The organism is Aquirufa regiilacus (assembly GCF_032470275.1).
Lineage (GTDB): Bacteria > Bacteroidota > Bacteroidia > Cytophagales > Spirosomataceae > Aquirufa > Aquirufa regiilacus.
Map to the genome: position 1 here is coordinate 41496 of NZ_JAVNWW010000001.1, position 17290 is coordinate 58785.

Here is a 17290-nt window from a genome sequence, read left to right on the forward strand (position 1 = left end):
TATATCTTAATTAATTGCTAACATTTTAATGGCCGTCATGGCAGCCTCATCTCCTTTGTTGCCATGTTTTCCGCCTGCGCGATCCATGGCTTGTTCTTGATTGTTTGGGGTTAATACGCCAAAAATGACAGGTTTATTGTATTTCAAGCTGACATTCGTGACGCCATCCGCCACGGCTTGGCAAATAAAGTCGAAGTGGCGTGTTTCCCCTTGAATGACACATCCTAAGCAAATCACCGCATCGATGTCTGCTTTCTCTGCCATCTTTTGCGCCCCTAAACTTAATTCAAAGCTGCCAGGAACCTGCACACTGATGATATGGGATTCTTGAACTCCATATTTCAATAAGGTATCATAAGCGCCAGTGTATAGAGCTCCTGTTACTTCTGTGTTCCACTCTGCGACCACAATCGCGAAACGCTTCTGTGAGACATCAGGTAAGTTGGCAGTACTAAAATCACTTAAGTTTTTTAAGGCAGATGACATGGCATTGGGGCTAAAACAAGAGGGGATAAAAGCTGATGCTCTTATCCCCTCTTGACAATTTCGTAAACTTATATTATTCAGAGATAGAGCTTTCTAAAAGCGCCTTGTATTTCTTTGCTGGAATTGCTTCTGCAGCTTCTGGATATTTTTCCGTAATCGCTGTGTAGGTATCCAACGCTTCTTTCGATTGTTTATTTGCTTCGTATGCGTTTGCAAGTTTCAACAAATAACCTGGAGAGAAGAATTTATTCGATTTGTAATCGGCGGCTTTCGTGTAAAATTCGATTGCTTCTGAGTATGCTTTCTTTTCTGAATAAGCATCTCCGATCAATGAATATGCACGTGCTTGTACTAATAAATCGCCACTGCTGAAATTTTTCAATTTCTCAATTGCGTTATCGTATTTACCTTGTTTCAACAAGGTAATGCCTAAGTATAAGTCTGCAAGGTTTTGTGTGTTGCCACCAAACTCATCTGAAACTTTTGCTAAATCTTTCGACGCAGAAGCTAAGGAATCAGATTCAAATGCGTAAACAGCTTTGTATAATTTCTTTTCACCTTCAGCATCTTGTGTATTTTGGTACCATTGGAAACCAAAGTAACCTACGATGATTACAACTGCAACGGCTGCAGCACCTACGATTGTTGATTTATTTTGTTCGAAAAATCCAGTGACCTTTTCTACTTCGTGTTGAAGCGCCTCTGGGCTCTCAATGATTTCAATGGATTCGTTAACGTCTTTCTTCTTTGCCATAAAATTATAATGCTTTGTTACTCGAGCTAGTTTATGTTACTAGCCAAAGGACTGCAAAATTATAAAATCTCTTCTATTTTTATCAATTTTAAATGAATCTTTTGCGTTTTATTTTAGTATTTGTTGAGTAAATAGAAGTAAATCGTACTTTATCCTTTGTAAACCTCGTAAACAGATGGCCTTTAACCGTGCGGATCAATTAACGAAATTGAGTGAACCTTTTGATTTGTGTATCATCGGGGGTGGTGCGACGGGAGCTGGGGTGGCATTGGATGCTTCGCTTCGGGGTTATCGTGTTTTATTGATTGAGAAAGGGGACTTTGCATCTCAAACCTCATCTAAGTCCACTAAATTAGTGCATGGCGGTGTTCGGTATTTGGAGCAGGCATTCAAGAAATTGGATTGGCAACAATTCAAGATGGTTTACAAGGCCTTGCATGAACGCAGAATTTTGTTGCAAAATGCGCCGCATTTGGCACAACCCTTAGCATTATTGACTCCTTGTTATACCTGGTTTGATCGCATTTATTACCGCATAGGCATGTGGGTATATGATCGCATCGCCGGACATACGAATTTAGAACCAAGTCGTGGTTTGGGACCCAAGCAAATGCGGGCGTTGAGTCCAGCATTATCATTGGAGCATGTTAGAGGTGGGGTTTTATATTTTGATGGCCAGTTGAACGATGCCCGTTATGCATTAGCAATATTGCAGTCTGCTGAAGCCGCTGGAGCTTGTGTTTTGAATTATGCAGCGCTAACCAGTTTTATACATTCACCAAAGAGTTTAAAAGTCAAAGAGGTTTGCTTTCAAGATGTCATTTCAGGGGAGTCTTATCAAGTTGCCGTGAAGGCTGTCGTTAATGCGACGGGACCGTTTACCGATGCCATTCGTTCCATGGCCAATCCAAAATTACGGCCGCGCATGAAGGTTAGTAGGGGAGCGCATATCGTTCTTCCAGCTTCCTTTTGGCCCGGAGAAACAGCTTTGTTGATTCCCAAAACAGACGACGGTCGTGTGATTTTTGTGATCCCTTGGCAAGACTATGTATTGGTAGGTACCACAGATGAGCCTGATACCTTGCGTGAAAATCCACCTATATTATCCGAAGAAATCGATTACCTACTCGATTATTTTAATCGCTATGCGACCGGAAAGGCGTCTCGTTCTGATGTGTCCGCGACCTTTGTGGGTCAGCGCCCTTTGCTGCAAGCGGCTTTGGATGCAGCGATGGCATCTGATACGAAATCCTTGGTTCGAGATCATGAAGTAGAAGTGGATGGTCGTAGTAAATTAGTTAGTATTATGGGTGGTAAATGGACCACTTACCGGGTTATGGCATCCGATACGCTCGATGTATTGGAACTTGAAGTTTTCAGTCGGTCCCCTCGTGCTTGTATCACAGCGAACTATTCACTTTCGGGTGGCGACGAATCGATGCGTGAGCAATTTCGAGTAGCAACGAAAGCCTTAGGTTTAGCGGAGGCTACACATCAACATTTATGGGAGACTTATGGATCTCATGGTTTTGCCTTGTTAAAAGGTGATTTGCAATTGGTACATCCCGACTTGCCTTATATTAATTCAGAAATTGAATATTTGAAACAACATGAAATGGCAACGTGTTGGGATGACGTATTGATGCGTCGCTGGGGGCTTGGTTTGAGAAATCAACGGCTATGTGAGGAAATAAAGGGCATAAAAAAAGAGGCTTTCGCCTCTTAATTAATACTCGTCTTCGTTGAAGAAGAAATCATCTTTTGTTGGATAATCTGGCCAAATTTCTTCGATGCTTTCGAAGGGTTGTCCATCGTCTTCTAACTCTTGTAAGTTTTCAACAACTTCTAAAGGGGATCCGGTACGAATCGCGAAGTCAATTAATTCATCTTTGGAAGCTGGCCAAGGCGCATCTTCTAGATAGGAAGCAAGTTCTAATGTCCAATACATATTTTAGGAATTTTATTATTTCATTTTGATCTGTGTGCAAAAGTAAAATAAAAAAATATTTATAAAAGATTTATTTCTTAAATTTTCGTTAATTATCAAAAAAGCTATTTAACGGCCTGTTTAGGCCTATTTTTATGAAAAGAAAATCGAGCCTTGCCGTTGAAGTTTGTGCCTATTCCTTGGAATCTTGTATTGCGGCTGATCGTGCAGGCGCGGATCGCGTCGAGTTGTGTGCATCGCCGCATGATGGAGGATGTACACCATCCACAGGTCTTGTCCATGCGGTGTTAGCGGCGACTTCCTTGGAAGTACATGTGATGTTGCGCCCTCGGGGTGGAGATTTCTGCTATGATACTTTTGAGAAACAAACGATGTTGGCGGAGGCTGTTAATCTCGTTCAAGCTGGCGTTCATGGCTTGGTGGTAGGTGCACTCTTGCCTAATGGCGACCTGGACGTGGAGTTTCTTTTTGCCTTACGGCAGTTGGTTGGCGATATCCCGTTGACTTGCCATCGCGCGATTGATGTAAGTCGGGATCCAGAGCAGGTTATCGAACAATTAATTGAATTGAATTTTCTGCGTATTTTGACTTCTGGTCAAAAGAATAAAGCGCTCGAGGGGATTGAGAACATAGCCCAAATGGTGGTTCGCGCAGCCGGTCGTATTCAAATCATGGCGGGAAGTGGCGTGAATCCACAGAACTGTCGCCAATTTATCGATGTAGGGGTAGACGCGGTACATACAAGTGCGCGGACTGTTCGCGATTCAGCAATGGATTATCGCCGACCAGGCATTTCCATGGGAGGATTAACCGAAGTGTCTGAATTTGAAATAGCGGTTGCGAGCGAAGAACTTATTCGCGCAACCATACAACAAGTACAATTGGATTAGTATAGATCCGTGGTTACCCACTCTTCTTCCGGAAGTCTGTTTAACGCATAAAGTTTCACAGAATTTCGACGGTAGGTTGGTACATCGAATTCAGTCTCACTAAGACCTCCATTTGCATAAACGTCCACCATGTAATGGAAGCGTTCTTCATCGTTCATCGGATTGCTTGCTGATTCCGTATCCAATGTAATGGTGCTTCCTGGTGTGAATTCACGTTGGCCTAATTCATCAGCTGCTTCGTAAGTTCCGTCTGATGTTTCAAAATAGCCACCAAACTCGTCTCCTTCATGTTCAAATCCTGCTGCGATGACAGTTAGGTATAAGCTATCGCCTAATTCTTCATCTGTAGAGAATCCGAATTTGACCATATCAGCCTGTAAATAAATACGCTCATTTAAATAATTGATGATGATGTTTTGTTCTTTCATCTTCAACTGATTGCTGCTTCCTGTGGAAACAGTTACCAAGATGCGTTTAGCGCCTTTGATTTGTTGTGAATTCAAAAGAGGAGATGTCAATGCTTCTGCAATCGCATCAAATGCACGATTCTCACCAATACCGTACGCTGAACTCATCATCGCTTTACCGGCATTTGTTAATACTTTCTTCACATCCATGAAGTCGGTATTGATATCACCTGGTTTTGCAATCACGTCTACGACCGACTTAACGGCTTTGGCCAAAACGTCGTCTGCTTTTGAGAAAGCTTCCGACATGGGTAGGTTTTCGTAATGCTCTGCCAACTTATCATTCATGACCACGATTACCGTGTCACAATATTTTTTTAATGCTTCAACGCCGTTTAATGCGTATTGAATTTTGTCTCGACCTTCCCAATTATAAGGTGCTGTTACAACAGCTACCGTCAATAAATTACGTTCACGTGCAATTTCTGCAATCACGGGCGCTGCTCCTGTACCGGTTCCTCCACCCATTCCAGCCGTAATGAAAACCATTTGGGTTTCATTGGATAACATGTGTTGGATTTTTTCCCGACTTTCCATGGCCGCCAAACGTCCTACCTCTGGATCTGTTCCAGCTCCTAAGCCTTGTTGGCCCAACTTAATTTTTGTTTGAACTGGGTTGGACGCTAAAGCCTGCGAGTCTGTGTTGCAAATGACTAAATCAGCCCCTTTGATATCCATCTCCTGCATGTGCTTCACCGCATTGGAGCCACCCCCTCCGATACCTACTACTTTAATAATTGATTTGAAGGTATTTTCGGGAATCATTTCCATGTCGTGATCGTAAAATGAAGGATTAGTCGTATTCATAAGGGTATAGAAAAAATCAATTTGATGCAAAAATAATCAAAATGGCGAGAAATTAATTATTTCCCCAACGCCATTCATTACCTAATTCTAATTCGTGCCGTAAGTTATGTTTAATGAAGAAATCACGTGTGGAATAAAAGTCTAATTTCTTCGCAGGAATCGTGTTTGAGTTTCCTAATGCGTACAAAAGCATCGAAGTATATTTGACATTGTTTTCCATTTCTTTTTTGTTCACCAAGCTAAAGGCATCGCAATTTGCATGGTAGCAATCTAATACCGACTTGCTTAGGTTGCCTACCGGGTCAGCTGCGGGAATTCCTTCCATTAAGAAGACTTGATGGTCAGAATGCAGCCCGGCAGAATTATGGATTTCATTCGCAAAGCTAGGGTCGATGGATTTTATTTTATTCCCAATTTCTTTTAATAGGCCCATCATTTCGTCTCGACCCCCTGCATTAAATCCACGTACATCATTCACCATATCTAGATTAATCATGTAGACGATTTCATTGACTTCACCCGTTTTTTTTGCGCGCTCCATGTAGGCTTTTGATCCGAGTAGTCCTTCTTCCTCTCCCATGAATGCGACAAATTCGATGGTGCGTTTACTCTTTAAGCCCAATGCCTTAAAGGTGCGCGCAATGTCGATAACCGAGAAGGAACCGATCCCATTATCGATTGCGCCCGTTGCTAAATCCCAAGAATCCAAGTGTCCACCGATGATGATTTTTTCATGGCGTAGATGTCTACTTTCTCCTTTTAAGGTTGCTACTACATTTCGCGCTTTAATCGGTTGGCTGACGTTATGCATTTCGATCATGCTCAATAAACCGGGTTGGTCCACTAACCATTTTCTTATCTCAGTTCCACTTTCTAAGGAGATGCAAACCGCTGGGATGGAAATTAAATTGCCCGTTACCGAAGCTGTTCCTGTCAATAATACTTGGCCTTTTACAGTATTGACAAAAATAACACCTGCTGCGCCGTATTTGATGGCTAAAGCTGTTTTTTCAGAGCGGTGTAGGTTTTTACTACCTTCGGGGGCATCGATTAAACCAATGTTTGCTAACGCAATTTTCCCCTTAACTAAATCTTTTTTCGCTGCAAAATCGGCATCCAAGCCATTTCCGCAGTCAATAATTTGGCCTTGAATTTTAGATTCAACGGGCGTTAATGCTAACGAAACCACGGGGATTTCACGGAAATCATCCGATTTGGGTGGAGCGACGGATAAGGTCACGGTATCTCGCGCCCATGCTTCTACTTGAAAACCTTGGTATTTTGTATCTCGAAATCCGTATTTCTTGAATAATTGAAACGCGAACTCCTCTGCTTTTTTTCCGTTTTCACTACCCGTTAACCGATGCCCAATCGTGGCACATGCTGTCCCCAAACTTGAATATGCCTGCGAGTTTGTATCTACTTCTTCTTTGATGCGCTTGAAGACGGATTCGAATGATTCCTCCCCAACGAGCGGGATGGCACTTGTAAATCCAATCAGGGATAATGCGGTTAAACAGAATAGTAAGGTTTTTTTCATCGTAGGTTGGTTAAACAGCGTATGTTATCCTGAAAATTACTCGATTTTGCAGAATTAAACAAGAAGTATTAGGGAAGCGGACAAGGATTTTTTGGGTCAGCTTTTCGGGTTAACCATTTACACCAAAAATCCTTTTCTTTTGCTGGGATTTCCTTGCCTTGATAATAGGATTTGATTCGATCTGTTGCCGTAGCAAGCTGATCCTTGTCTAAATCAATGAGGACTTCGAGGACGATGCAGCGATTGGCAATTTGGGCATCCGTGAGCCCAATTTGCTTCAAGCCGAATTTGATGCCCGCAATTCGTTCAGGGTTGAATTTTCGTGATCTACTCGAAAATAAGGTGGACATCAACGTATTTTCAGCCACTTGCCTCACCGTAACCGAGTCATTCGTTTTTCGATAAACAGCTAGGTTGTTGATAAAATGGTCGAACAAGGGATTGTTGTTGTCAAGCATCACTTTTCGGATTAATAGAAATCCTAATTCGGATTCATATTTGTCTTTCGGCAATGCCTCTGTGATTTGTTGGACGATTTCAATATTCTGTACGGTATCCAAGGTCATCCGAGTGAAATTTGCCAAACCGAGCATTTCTTCGAATTCACGTGCGCCTTGTTGGTATTTTTTTAAAGTTGCCTCATCGCGTTTTTGTGGATCGATCGCTTTTCGAAGGCTTGTTAAGATTCCATCGACGGTGTTTAATTCATCGCCCATGGTTTGAACATCCCAAGGTTTTCCATCCGGGCCCAACATGACGAAGCTCGGCGTGGAAGGAACATATACTTTCTGTTTACGCAAAAAGAGTCCATTTTCACGTTTGCTGATATCGAGTTGATAGGCTAAGACGTTTTTATCTAGGAACTGCTTTATTTTTGGGTTTTTTAAGGTGACATCATACGCCATGCAATGCGAGCAGTTGGGTAGATAAGCCTCAAAGAATATGGGTTTATTTTCTTTTTTTGCCCGCGCAAAAATAGCATCAAAACTTTCCAGGGGTTTAAACGAAGGGTTTTGGGCAATACTCGTGCTGAAAATGAAAGTGCTTAGGATACAGATCAATAGGATTCTCATGCGGATTCTTTTTTCAAAAATACACTATCCTCCCCAATTTTCCCTATCTAAACTTCGGTAAGCAATGGCTTCGGATAAATGTTCTGGTAAGATGCATTCGCTTTCGGCTAAATCTGCAATGGTGCGGGCAACTTTGATGATGCGATCATAGGCGCGAGCTGAGAGTGATAATTGGTTCATGGCTGCCTTCAGTCGACTTTCCGATTGTGCGTCTAGCGCACACAGTTGACGGGTCATAGCTCCATCCATCATCGCATTGGTGCTAATGTGCGGAAATTGGGCAAAGCGTTTTTCTTGTATGCGACGCGCACGAACAACCCGTTCGAAAATGTTTTGGCTCGATTCATGCATGGAATGCCTTCGCATTTCCTCAAATTGTATGGGTAAGATTTCGATGTGTAAATCGATACGATCTAATAGGGGCCCCGAGATTTTATTTAAATATCGCTGCACCACTTCTGGCCCGCAAGTGCAATCCTTTGATGGATGATTGTAATATCCACAGGGGCAAGGGTTCATGCTTGCGATGAGCATAAAATTAGCGGGAAATTCTAGGGCATATCGTGCGCGTGAAATATTGACAATGCGATCTTCTAGGGGTTGGCGCATTACCTCCAAGGCATGTTTAGAAAATTCAGGTAGCTCGTCTAGGAAGAGGACGCCATGATGCGCTAAGGTGATTTCGCCGGGTTGTGGGTTTGATCCTCCGCCTATCAAGGCTGTGGAAGAAATACTATGATGTGGTGAACGAAAGGGCCGCTCGGTTAGTAAGGATTGTTGGACCCCCAACTTGCCAGCAATGGAATGGATGATGGTTGTTTCCATTGCTTCTTGAAGACTTAATGGCGGAAGAATACTTGGTATGCGTTTGGCAAGCATGGTTTTGCCCGCGCCAGGCGGACCGATGAGTATTAGGTTGTGGCCTCCTGCGGCAGCGATTTCGATGGCTCGTTTTGCCATTTCTTGTCCGTGAACTTGTGAAAAATCAATGGCATGTGTGGAAGTTTTTCGGACTTGTGGTTTAATTTGGGCGGGTTTGTGAAAGGTTTTGCCGCGAAGAAATTGGACTGTTTCTTGCAACGTTTCCATCCCAAAAACCTCCATCTCTTGCACATAAGCAGCTTCGTGTGCATTTTCCAGTGGTACAATGATTTTTCGTATTCCACATTTACGGGCCTCCATTGCGATGGGTAAGGCGCCTTTGATTGGTCGAATGATGCCATCGAGCGCTAGTTCGCCCATGATGACATATTGGTCTAAAGCGAGCAAATCGATTTGTTCAGATGCCTGGATCACAGAAAGGGCAATCGCTAAATCATAGGCCGACCCCTCTTTTCTGACGTTGGCCGGCGCAAGGTTAATCACCACCTTCCGGCGGGGAAAAAAGCAACCCATTTGTTTGATGGCAGATTCAACACGCAGAATAGCCTCTTTGATGGTGGAGTCGGGGAGACCAACCAAATGACATTTGCTTCCTTGTCCTACGTGGGTTTCAATGGTAATTAGCGCCGCGTTCACGCCAAAAACGGAACAGCCAAAGGTTTTTGCTAGCATGATTTTTTTTGATCAAAACTAGCGTTTAAACGATGGCCTACAGCTTAAAGCTGTCCAGTTAGTTGGACATTTTCATTATTTACCAAGAACTTGATTTTTGTTCCAAAAGGCAATGCGAAATTGTTTGGAATATGACCTGCTGGGAAATTAAAGGCAATGGGATAGTTTGTGCCGGCACAATGTTCGAGGACAAGTTCTTCGACTGTTTTTCCGATTTCCAGTTTAGCCTCTTCGCAATCGGTAAATCCACCGATGATTAAACCTGATAATTGAGACAAATAACCTGCACGTTTGAGTTGGACCAACATTCTGTCAACATGGTACAAACGTTCTCCTATTTCTTCGATAAATAAGATTTTCCCTGCGGGGTTAGGGAAGCTTTCAGAACCGATCAGGTGAGCTAGCAGCGATAAGTTTCCGCCAACTAATGTACTTTCCGTTTCGCCTTGCCGGTTGGAAAGGTGTGATGGGATTTGAATATTCGTTTCACCTTGAAATAATAGTTGGTGCAAGGAAAGCAATGCCTTTTCGCCTCCCTTTTGGCAGAAATTATTGGGCATTGGCCCGTGGATGCTTGAAGTACCGAGTTGATCCATTTGGCATAAAATGGCTGTGATATCTGAAAATCCAATAACCCACTTGGGGTTCTCGTTAAAATCGGAAAAGTCCAAAGCGTCTAAAAATCGACTACTGCCATAACCACCGCGCAATGGGAAGATGGCCTTTATGCTTTTATCGTCCAGCATGCTTTGAAAATCTGCCCGACGTTGTTCGTCAGTTCCCGCTAGGCCAAAGTGTTTGGCAAGAAAATTTTCGGCAAATACAACTTCTAAGCCCCAGGATTTCAATACATCAATTCCTTTTTTCCATTGGTCGGAACTCGGAGGAGAAGCTGGAGAAACAATGGCTACGCGGTCACCTGGTTGTAGAAGTTTTGGGGTAATCATTTGCTGAGGGGAAAATGGACTACAAATATGTTTTATTTTTTTGGGATGCGTGGGGGCTGATTGAACTTATGCTACTAATATATATACGCCATCCGGGTTAGTTTAAATCGCTAACGCAAAGCGCGTTCGGCAATTTACAGGAAGATTACTTCTTGAATTACGGTTTTGCCTGCGTGCTTATTAATTAATTCAATCATTTTTTGTTTTGCCATGATGAGTTCCTTTTTTAGGGGTGCAGAATCAATTTGAAGGTATAATTTCAGGTTTTTGGCATAAACTTTTGTGGTTCGTGCAGCAATGGGTTTACCCATGATTTCTGCCCAATTGGCTGCAATCGAAGTTTCATCGAACTGGTTTTGCAATTTATAGACACGTAAAAGTGATTCAATCGCCTCTTTAAGCGGTTGGCTATCGTTTTTCCGGGTGGCGGCGCGAGGACCTTTGGGGCTAAAAGGGGAGTCCATGGGTTGAAATTATTGAATGCAAATGTACGGTATTTTGGTACTTTAAGGCGTGTAAATAGGTTTAAATTAATTTTTTTTGAAAATTTTTCAAAAAAATAATTCTCAAAAAAGTACCTAATAAAGGGGGGATTTTCCGATAAAATATCAAGATAATACAATAGCGTTGGGGGATGTGAAAGTATTTTGGGAAGCCATGTTAAATGGACTTGTGCAAATTAATTCAGAATTCTATTACTTTTGCCTTTACCGAAAAAAGCTGTGGAGTTAAAACCTATGAAAACTACTCCCACATTTTTCAACAAGTTTTATTAACAAAAAAATAATTCTTTAACCCCAAATTACCAAACTAATGAGTACACAACAACCAAAGCCAGCTGCTAAGCCAGCTGCAACTGAAAAAAAATCAGGTGGAATTTCTGCCGGTTTAATTCTAATTGTTCTTTTTGCCATTGCATTAGCTATTTACAACTTTGTAATGGGAGATCCATCTCACTTTGAAGGCGGAACAACAGAAGGACACCCACTACCAGGCGATTACTTTGGTGTCGTTTACAAAGGTGGAGTTATCGTGCCAGTTTTGATGACTTGTTTCTTAACTGCATTAACATTCTCAATTGAGCGTTTATTCACAATCGGTAAAGCAAAAGGTACTGGTGATGTGAACGCATTCGTACGTTCGGTACAAGCAGCTTTAGACAAAGATGATGTTGAAGCAGCTTTGAAAGCTTGTGATAAGCAAAAAGGTTCAGTAGGTAACGTTACATTATCTGCTATCAAAAAATACAAAGCGTTAATTTCTGAAACTTCTTTAGACAAGGAGCAAAAATTAGCTGCATTGAGCAAAGAAGTTGAAGAAGCTACTTCATTGGAATTACCAATGTTGGAGAAAAACTTGACTATCATTGCAACATTGGCATCAGTATCTACTTTGATCGGTCTATTAGGAACGGTAGTTGGTATGATCAAGGCCTTTGCTTCATTAGGTAACTCAGGTGGATCTACAGATTCATCAGCGTTAGCAAATGGTATCTCTGAGGCCCTTATCAATACTGCATTAGGTATCGGTACTTCAGCGATCTGTATCATTGCATACAACGTATTTACAGCGAAAATTGATGAGTTAACTTACAGCATTGATGAGATCGGCTTAAGTGTTAACCAAAACTACGCTACGCATCACAATTAATATTTGAACTGATTTAGGGGCTTTGCCCTTTCATTCAATTTTATTCACTGTTCAAAAAAATAATTGTTATGCCAAAAGTTAAAGCTAAACGACATAGTGTCTCACTCGACATGACAGCGATGTGTGATGTGGCTTTCCTTCTTTTGACGTTCTTCATGTTAACCGCGAAGTTCCGTCCAGAAGAGGCAGTTACAATCACGCCACCATCATCTATCTCAGAGAAACCTTTGAATACGAAAGATGGTATGCTAATGGTTAGTGTTTCACCAGAAGGAGGCGTTTATTTGGCAACTGATGATCAAATGGCAAGAGAGTTTATGTTAGAGCGTATGGCTAATCGCTATGGAATCGCTGTAACGGCTGAAATGAAGAAGAACTTTATGGCTTCGGAAATAGTAGGCTATCCTCTTGGAGCTATGCGTCAGGTGTTGAATATGAAACCTTCAGAAGCTAAAAAGCTAAGCAAGGGAATTCCAATTGATTCATCAAATAACGAGTTGTCGTATTGGGTGGGTTATGCGAAATTGTCTAATCCAGAGTTAAAGGTTGCTATTAAAGGAGATAAAGAGTCTAATTACAAAGTATTTGCTGATATCATCGGTACTTTGCAAGCTCAGAACATCAATATCTTCCAATTGGTAACTGGTCCGGAAAATAAACCGAAATAAGTTTTCATTTTTAATTACAAACAGAAATGGCAGAAATAGATAGCTCCGGCGGCGGGAAGAAAGGCGGGAAGAAGCGTAGTAAAAAGATGTCGACCAAAATCGACATGACACCTATGGTGGACTTAGGCTTCTTGTTGATCACTTTCTTTATGTTAACGACTACGTTAGCAAAACCCGTTACCATGCAATTAAACATGCCTGATAAAACGGATACGAAGGAAACTTCACCAGTTAAATTGTCTGAAACACTAACCGTGTGCCCAGACGAAACGAAGGTGTATTACTACCAAGGTATTCCTACTGAAGCAGGTACAGTAATGCAGGTGACCAACTATTCTGAAACAGGCATTCGCAAGGTTATTGCGGATCTTAAGGCGAAAGTTGGTTCTAATTTTACCATCGTAATTAAGCCTACGAAAAAAGCAAAATATCGTAATATGATTGATATGCTTGATGAGTGTGCAATTACCAATAATAAGCGTTATGCTTTGTTGGATATTGATCCGGATACGGAAGCTTTGATTAAACGATCAGGTAAATAGACCTATTAAATTAATTTTAAATTAAACGAATATTATGTCACAAGTAATAAGCCAAGATGCTACTTTGGACGATATCATCTTCAAAGACAAGAACCGTGAATTCGGTGCTTTTGTTCTTCGGAAGACGTATCCTAAAGTAATGAAGCGGTCGGTATTACTAGGCTCTGCACTCTTTGTCGGTGCTCTTTTGATTGCAGCTTTCTGGAAACAGTTGACTGCAGAATCAGAAGAAAAGACTGAGGTGACTGCTGAAGTAATGAAACTGGATAAGCCAGCTCCAACCAAGAAGGTTGAGTTGCCTCCACCCCCACCGCCGCCACCACCCAAAGAAATTCCTAAGGTGACTACGACGAAATTCTTACCTCCAGAAATCAAGCATGATGAGGAAGTAACGAAGCCTGAGCCGCCACCAGAAGAGGTAAAGGGTAATACAGCAGCTGAATCTGTTAAAGGTGAATCGGAAACGTATGAGCCACCAGTAGATCCAGATGCGAAAGGCGCTGAGCCAGTAGAGCCGCCTAAACCAGCTGAAGATGAAATCTTTACAGCGGTTGAGCAGCAAGCAGAATTCCCTGGAGGACCTCGTGCATTCGGATCCTTCTTGCAGAAAAACTTACGTTACCCATCAGCTGCACAGCGTGCAAACGTGGGAGGTAAAGTATACGTTCAGTTCGTTGTGAACACTGACGGTACAATCCAAGACGTTCAAGTTTTGAAATCTGTAGGTTTCGGTTGCGACGAAGAAGCTGTACGTGTAATTAAATCGGTACCAAGATGGACTCCTGGTAAGCAATCGGGTCGCCCAGTGCGTTCTCGCTTTACACAGCCGATCACGTTCGTGTTATCTGAGTAATTTTTATTTGAAGATTCATGTCAGACCTGCTAAATGTTATTTGGCAGGTCTGATTGTTTAAACTCCATTATGAAACGATCCATGGCCCTTTGGGTAAATATTTCTTTTCGTGTTTTTGTTGCATTCGCTTATACTTTATTAGGAGCTTATGTGGCTTTTTGGTCTTCTTTTGACTTAGGAACTTGGAATGGTGTTTCCATTGTTCTATTACTCGGAATCCTATTCATCCTTTATGGATTGTTTCGGATTTGGCGCGCATATTTGTATTTTCGAGAAGCGGATGAATCATCTAATTATGCTGAATATGAAGACTAATGTATTTGCCTATTTATTAATGGGCCTGATTGCTATGAGCTGTGGCTCTAAGAAAAGTGAGTTGAAAGATGGTCCAACCACCGGGACGATTAGTCTAGGGGTTGATGAGTCTTTTCAGCGGATCGTGGAGGCGGAGAAAGTTGCTTTCCAGGAATATTACCACTATGCAAATATTAAGCTTCAGTTTAAGCCGGAAAATGAGGCTATTGCTGATTTGTTAAATGACAAAGTGCGTGGAGTAGTCGTGACAAGAGAGTTGACTGATGCGGAGAGGGAAGTTTTTGAGCGAGAAAAAATTGTCTATCGTAGCTTTAAGTTTGCGGCGGATGGAATTGCATTGCTTGTTCATCCTAGTAACAAGGATACATTGATTGGTTTAGACCAATTGAAGGCTTTGTTGGCAGGTAAACAAAAATCTTGGAAATCAATCGGGTCATCACGTTCCGGTGATGTGGAACTGGTTGTTGATAAGGCTAATTCGAGTAACATTAAATTTCTTGTCGACTTATTTGGATTAGGAAATAGCGGCTTAGCTGTTTCAGCCGCGGGGTCTAATAAGGATGTAATTGAATACGTTAAATCGCATCCGAATGCCTTGGGAATCATTGGGTCTAATTGGATTAGTGATGGGGATAATCCAACTTCGCTTGGATTTATCCGTTCGGTTAATGTGATGTCAGTGGCTAAAGAGTCAAGTTTGCCTAAGGCAGAATTTTACCAACCCTTTGGCTATAATTTAGCTTTGAAAAAGTATCCACTACGTAGGGAAGTAAAGCTTATCCTAAAAGAATCGCATCAAGGTTTAGGGACAGGTTTTGTTAATTATGTTACCGGTGACATGGGACAATTAATTGTATTAAAGTCTGGCTTGATCCCGTTAACCCGCCCTATCACGATTAGACAGTATCAAATCAGTCAATAATGGCTAATTTGTGACATATGTACTTGACTTTTTTACAGAAATAGTAGTATATTTGTTATTTAAAATTTATTAAACTTTTGAGGTAATTAGTTGAACTATTTCAATGTTTACGCCTAAGAAAAATATTATTTAAACGAAATATTAACGTATAATGATGAAAATGAAATCGTGGCTTTTGGGAGTTGGTTTGTTGTTGACCAATTTGGCTTTCGGGCAAACAATTCAAGATGGTTTGCATATGATGGATCGCCATCAGCCTAGTCGTGCTAAACAAGTTTTTGAGGGTTTAGTAGCTGCTCAGCCGACTGGTGAAAATTATTTCTATTTGGGATACTATTTCTTGAATCAACGTGATTGGGATAATGCTCGTAAAGCATTTGAAGCAGGGAAAGCTGCTGATCCTAAAAATTATTTGAATCAAGTAGGTTTGGCTTCTATTCTAGTAGGTCAAAATAAGGTTAACGAGGCTAAGCCAGAGTTTGATCGCATTCTTGCTGACACAAAAAATAAAAACATCGATGTCATGTTCCGTATCGCGGAAGCTTATTCGATGTACTATATTTTAGGAAAAGAAGATGCGTTTAATGCTTCTAATAATGATCCTGCTGAAGCAATTCGTTTGATTGATGCGATTCAAGATCGTATGATGAAGGATAAGAAATTGCCAACTGCTGAGCACTACATCGTGAAAGGTGATGCATTTTTGATCAAGAATGACGGTGGTAATGCCGTAACTGCTTATGAGAATGCAATTGCTCAAGAGCCTCGTAACATCAAAGCGAAAGTTAAAATCGGAACGGTTTACTTACGTGGTAAAAACTACAAAGAGACACAATCTCGTTACAAGGAGGCCATCGATTTGGATTCAAACTATGCGCCTGCATTACGTAAATATGGTGAGTACTTGATCGTGGGTAGCCAATACAAAAATGCATCACGTTATTTCCGTCGTTATTTGGAGAAGGCTGAGGCTACACCTCAGGTGACTTTAGAAACGGCTAAGTTGTTGTTCTTATCAAAAGATTACGATGGTGCAATGAAATTTACGGATGAGGCTGATAAGAAAGGTGTTCAAGATAATGACATCTACCGTATGCGTGGTTACTCAAATGTTGAGATGGGTAATTTCCAACAAGGTATTGATAACTTAGATGGCATGGTGAAGCGCGGTGTTAAGCCATACTTCATGGATGATTTGTATTTCGGTAAGGGATACCAAGGTTTAGGAAAAGATTCATTGGCATTGCTTTATTTAGAGCGTGCGGCTCCTTTGGATACGAACAACAATGTTTATTCAATCATTCACGATGTTCGTTACAAGCAAAAGCGTTATTCAGACGCAGCTGCTGCCGGGATGAATTCGATTCAATGGAAAGTGAAGAAAGCGCAAACAGTAGGTTCTGGTGATTACTTTAAGGTTGCGATGGATTACTACTTAACATCTGCGTTCATTAGCAAATCGGATACGATTGCTCGTCCAGCAATGGCGATGCGTGCAGATTCTATGTTTGCTAAGGCAATTGAAATTAATGACAAATGGCCTCCATTCTACATTAACCGTGCTCGTACAAATAACTTGATTGATTACACGGGAACGAAATGGTTAGGTGCTCCTTTCTATGAGAAATTCTTAGCTGCGGTAGAAACGCAACGTGCTGAAAAGGGTCAATACAAAGAAGATAAGAATCAATTGTTTGAAGCATATAAATTCTTAGGTGGTTATCATCTATCGGTAACGAAGGATGAAGCCAAAGTGAAAGAACTATTCACCAAAGCACAAGAAATCAAGCCGGATGATGTCGACATCAAAGCTTACTTTAATCCGACACCAGCTGCTGCGCCTGCAGCACCGAAGAAATAAATGATTGAAGAAG

General features: G+C 41.5%; 18 protein-coding genes. 9 read left to right on the forward strand and 9 right to left on the reverse strand.

Going from position 1 to position 17290, the window contains the following annotated elements:
• Positions 1–6: 6 nt before the first annotated feature.
• Together ribH and PQG45_RS00175 are read right to left on the reverse strand one after the other, a co-directional pair.
• Complete coding sequence (gene ribH, locus PQG45_RS00170) at positions 7–486, reverse strand: 6,7-dimethyl-8-ribityllumazine synthase (protein WP_315577400.1); 480 nt, start codon at positions 484–486, stop codon at positions 7–9.
• Between the two features lie 73 nt (positions 487–559).
• Complete coding sequence (locus PQG45_RS00175) at positions 560–1240, reverse strand: tetratricopeptide repeat protein (RefSeq protein ID WP_315577399.1); 681 nt, start codon at positions 1238–1240, stop codon at positions 560–562.
• A 175-nt stretch (positions 1241–1415) separates the two neighbouring features.
• Between PQG45_RS00175 and PQG45_RS00180 the strand changes: the two genes are divergently transcribed.
• The gene (locus PQG45_RS00180; RefSeq protein ID WP_316070042.1) at positions 1416–2966 is read left to right on the forward strand and encodes a glycerol-3-phosphate dehydrogenase/oxidase; all 1551 of its coding nucleotides are present in this window, start codon (positions 1416–1418) and stop codon (positions 2964–2966) included.
• Here the strand turns inward: PQG45_RS00180 and PQG45_RS00185 are convergent, their stop codons facing one another.
• Positions 2967–3188 carry a DUF2795 domain-containing protein gene (locus PQG45_RS00185; protein WP_130895915.1) on the reverse strand — a complete coding sequence of 74 codons (222 nt, stop codon included), beginning with the start codon at positions 3186–3188 and terminating at the stop codon, positions 2967–2969.
• 134 nt (positions 3189–3322) lie between these two features.
• On the opposite strand from PQG45_RS00185, the gene PQG45_RS00190 reads away from it, so the two are divergent.
• Entirely contained in the window at positions 3323–4078 is a 756-nt protein-coding gene (locus tag PQG45_RS00190) for a copper homeostasis protein CutC (protein ID WP_316070043.1), read from the forward strand.
• On the opposite strand, the gene ftsZ is transcribed toward PQG45_RS00190, so the two are convergent.
• From ftsZ to PQG45_RS00220, 6 genes are all read right to left on the reverse strand, one after another.
• On the reverse strand, positions 4075–5352 hold the full coding sequence (gene ftsZ, locus PQG45_RS00195) for a cell division protein FtsZ (protein WP_316070044.1): 1278 nt from the start codon (positions 5350–5352) through the stop codon (positions 4075–4077). The genes PQG45_RS00190 and ftsZ overlap by 4 nt on opposite strands.
• Positions 5353–5404: 52 nt before the next feature.
• Complete coding sequence (locus tag PQG45_RS00200) at positions 5405–6892, reverse strand: M28 family peptidase (RefSeq protein ID WP_315577395.1); 1488 nt, start codon at positions 6890–6892, stop codon at positions 5405–5407.
• 68 nt (positions 6893–6960) lie between these two features.
• Complete coding sequence (locus tag PQG45_RS00205; RefSeq protein ID WP_316070045.1) at positions 6961–7965, reverse strand: thioredoxin family protein; 1005 nt, start codon at positions 7963–7965, stop codon at positions 6961–6963.
• A gap of 24 nt (positions 7966–7989) precedes the next feature.
• Positions 7990–9519 carry a YifB family Mg chelatase-like AAA ATPase gene (locus PQG45_RS00210; RefSeq protein ID WP_316070046.1) on the reverse strand — a complete coding sequence of 510 codons (1530 nt, stop codon included), beginning with the start codon at positions 9517–9519 and terminating at the stop codon, positions 7990–7992.
• Positions 9520–9563: 44 nt separating this feature from the next.
• Complete coding sequence (locus tag PQG45_RS00215) at positions 9564–10466, reverse strand: S66 peptidase family protein (RefSeq protein WP_316070047.1); 903 nt, start codon at positions 10464–10466, stop codon at positions 9564–9566.
• A 134-nt stretch (positions 10467–10600) separates the two neighbouring features.
• Positions 10601–10930, reverse strand: coding sequence for a DUF721 domain-containing protein (locus tag PQG45_RS00220; protein ID WP_315577391.1), 330 nt, complete (start codon positions 10928–10930; stop codon positions 10601–10603).
• A 349-nt stretch (positions 10931–11279) separates the two neighbouring features.
• Between PQG45_RS00220 and PQG45_RS00225 the strand changes: the two genes are divergently transcribed.
• From PQG45_RS00225 to PQG45_RS00255, 7 genes are all read left to right on the forward strand, one after another.
• Positions 11280–12116: a MotA/TolQ/ExbB proton channel family protein gene (locus PQG45_RS00225; protein WP_315577390.1), complete on the forward strand. Its 837-nt coding sequence runs from the start codon at positions 11280–11282 to the stop codon at positions 12114–12116.
• A 68-nt stretch (positions 12117–12184) separates the two neighbouring features.
• Positions 12185–12784, forward strand: a complete 600-nt coding sequence (locus tag PQG45_RS00230) for an ExbD/TolR family protein (RefSeq protein ID WP_315577389.1) — start codon at positions 12185–12187, stop codon at positions 12782–12784.
• 26 nt (positions 12785–12810) lie between these two features.
• Positions 12811–13326, forward strand: a complete 516-nt coding sequence (locus PQG45_RS00235) for an ExbD/TolR family protein (RefSeq protein WP_315577388.1) — start codon at positions 12811–12813, stop codon at positions 13324–13326.
• A gap of 34 nt (positions 13327–13360) precedes the next feature.
• Positions 13361–14179: an energy transducer TonB gene (locus tag PQG45_RS00240; protein ID WP_315577387.1), complete on the forward strand. Its 819-nt coding sequence runs from the start codon at positions 13361–13363 to the stop codon at positions 14177–14179.
• A 69-nt stretch (positions 14180–14248) separates the two neighbouring features.
• Positions 14249–14494: a hypothetical protein gene (locus tag PQG45_RS00245; protein WP_315577386.1), complete on the forward strand. Its 246-nt coding sequence runs from the start codon at positions 14249–14251 to the stop codon at positions 14492–14494.
• Entirely contained in the window at positions 14484–15416 is a 933-nt protein-coding gene (locus PQG45_RS00250; protein ID WP_316070048.1) for a PstS family phosphate ABC transporter substrate-binding protein, read from the forward strand. Before PQG45_RS00245 ends, PQG45_RS00250 begins: the two co-directional genes overlap by 11 nt.
• Positions 15417–15576: 160 nt before the next feature.
• The gene (locus PQG45_RS00255; RefSeq protein ID WP_315577384.1) at positions 15577–17277 is read left to right on the forward strand and encodes a tetratricopeptide repeat protein; all 1701 of its coding nucleotides are present in this window, start codon (positions 15577–15579) and stop codon (positions 17275–17277) included.
• Positions 17278–17290: the final 13 nt, after the last annotated feature.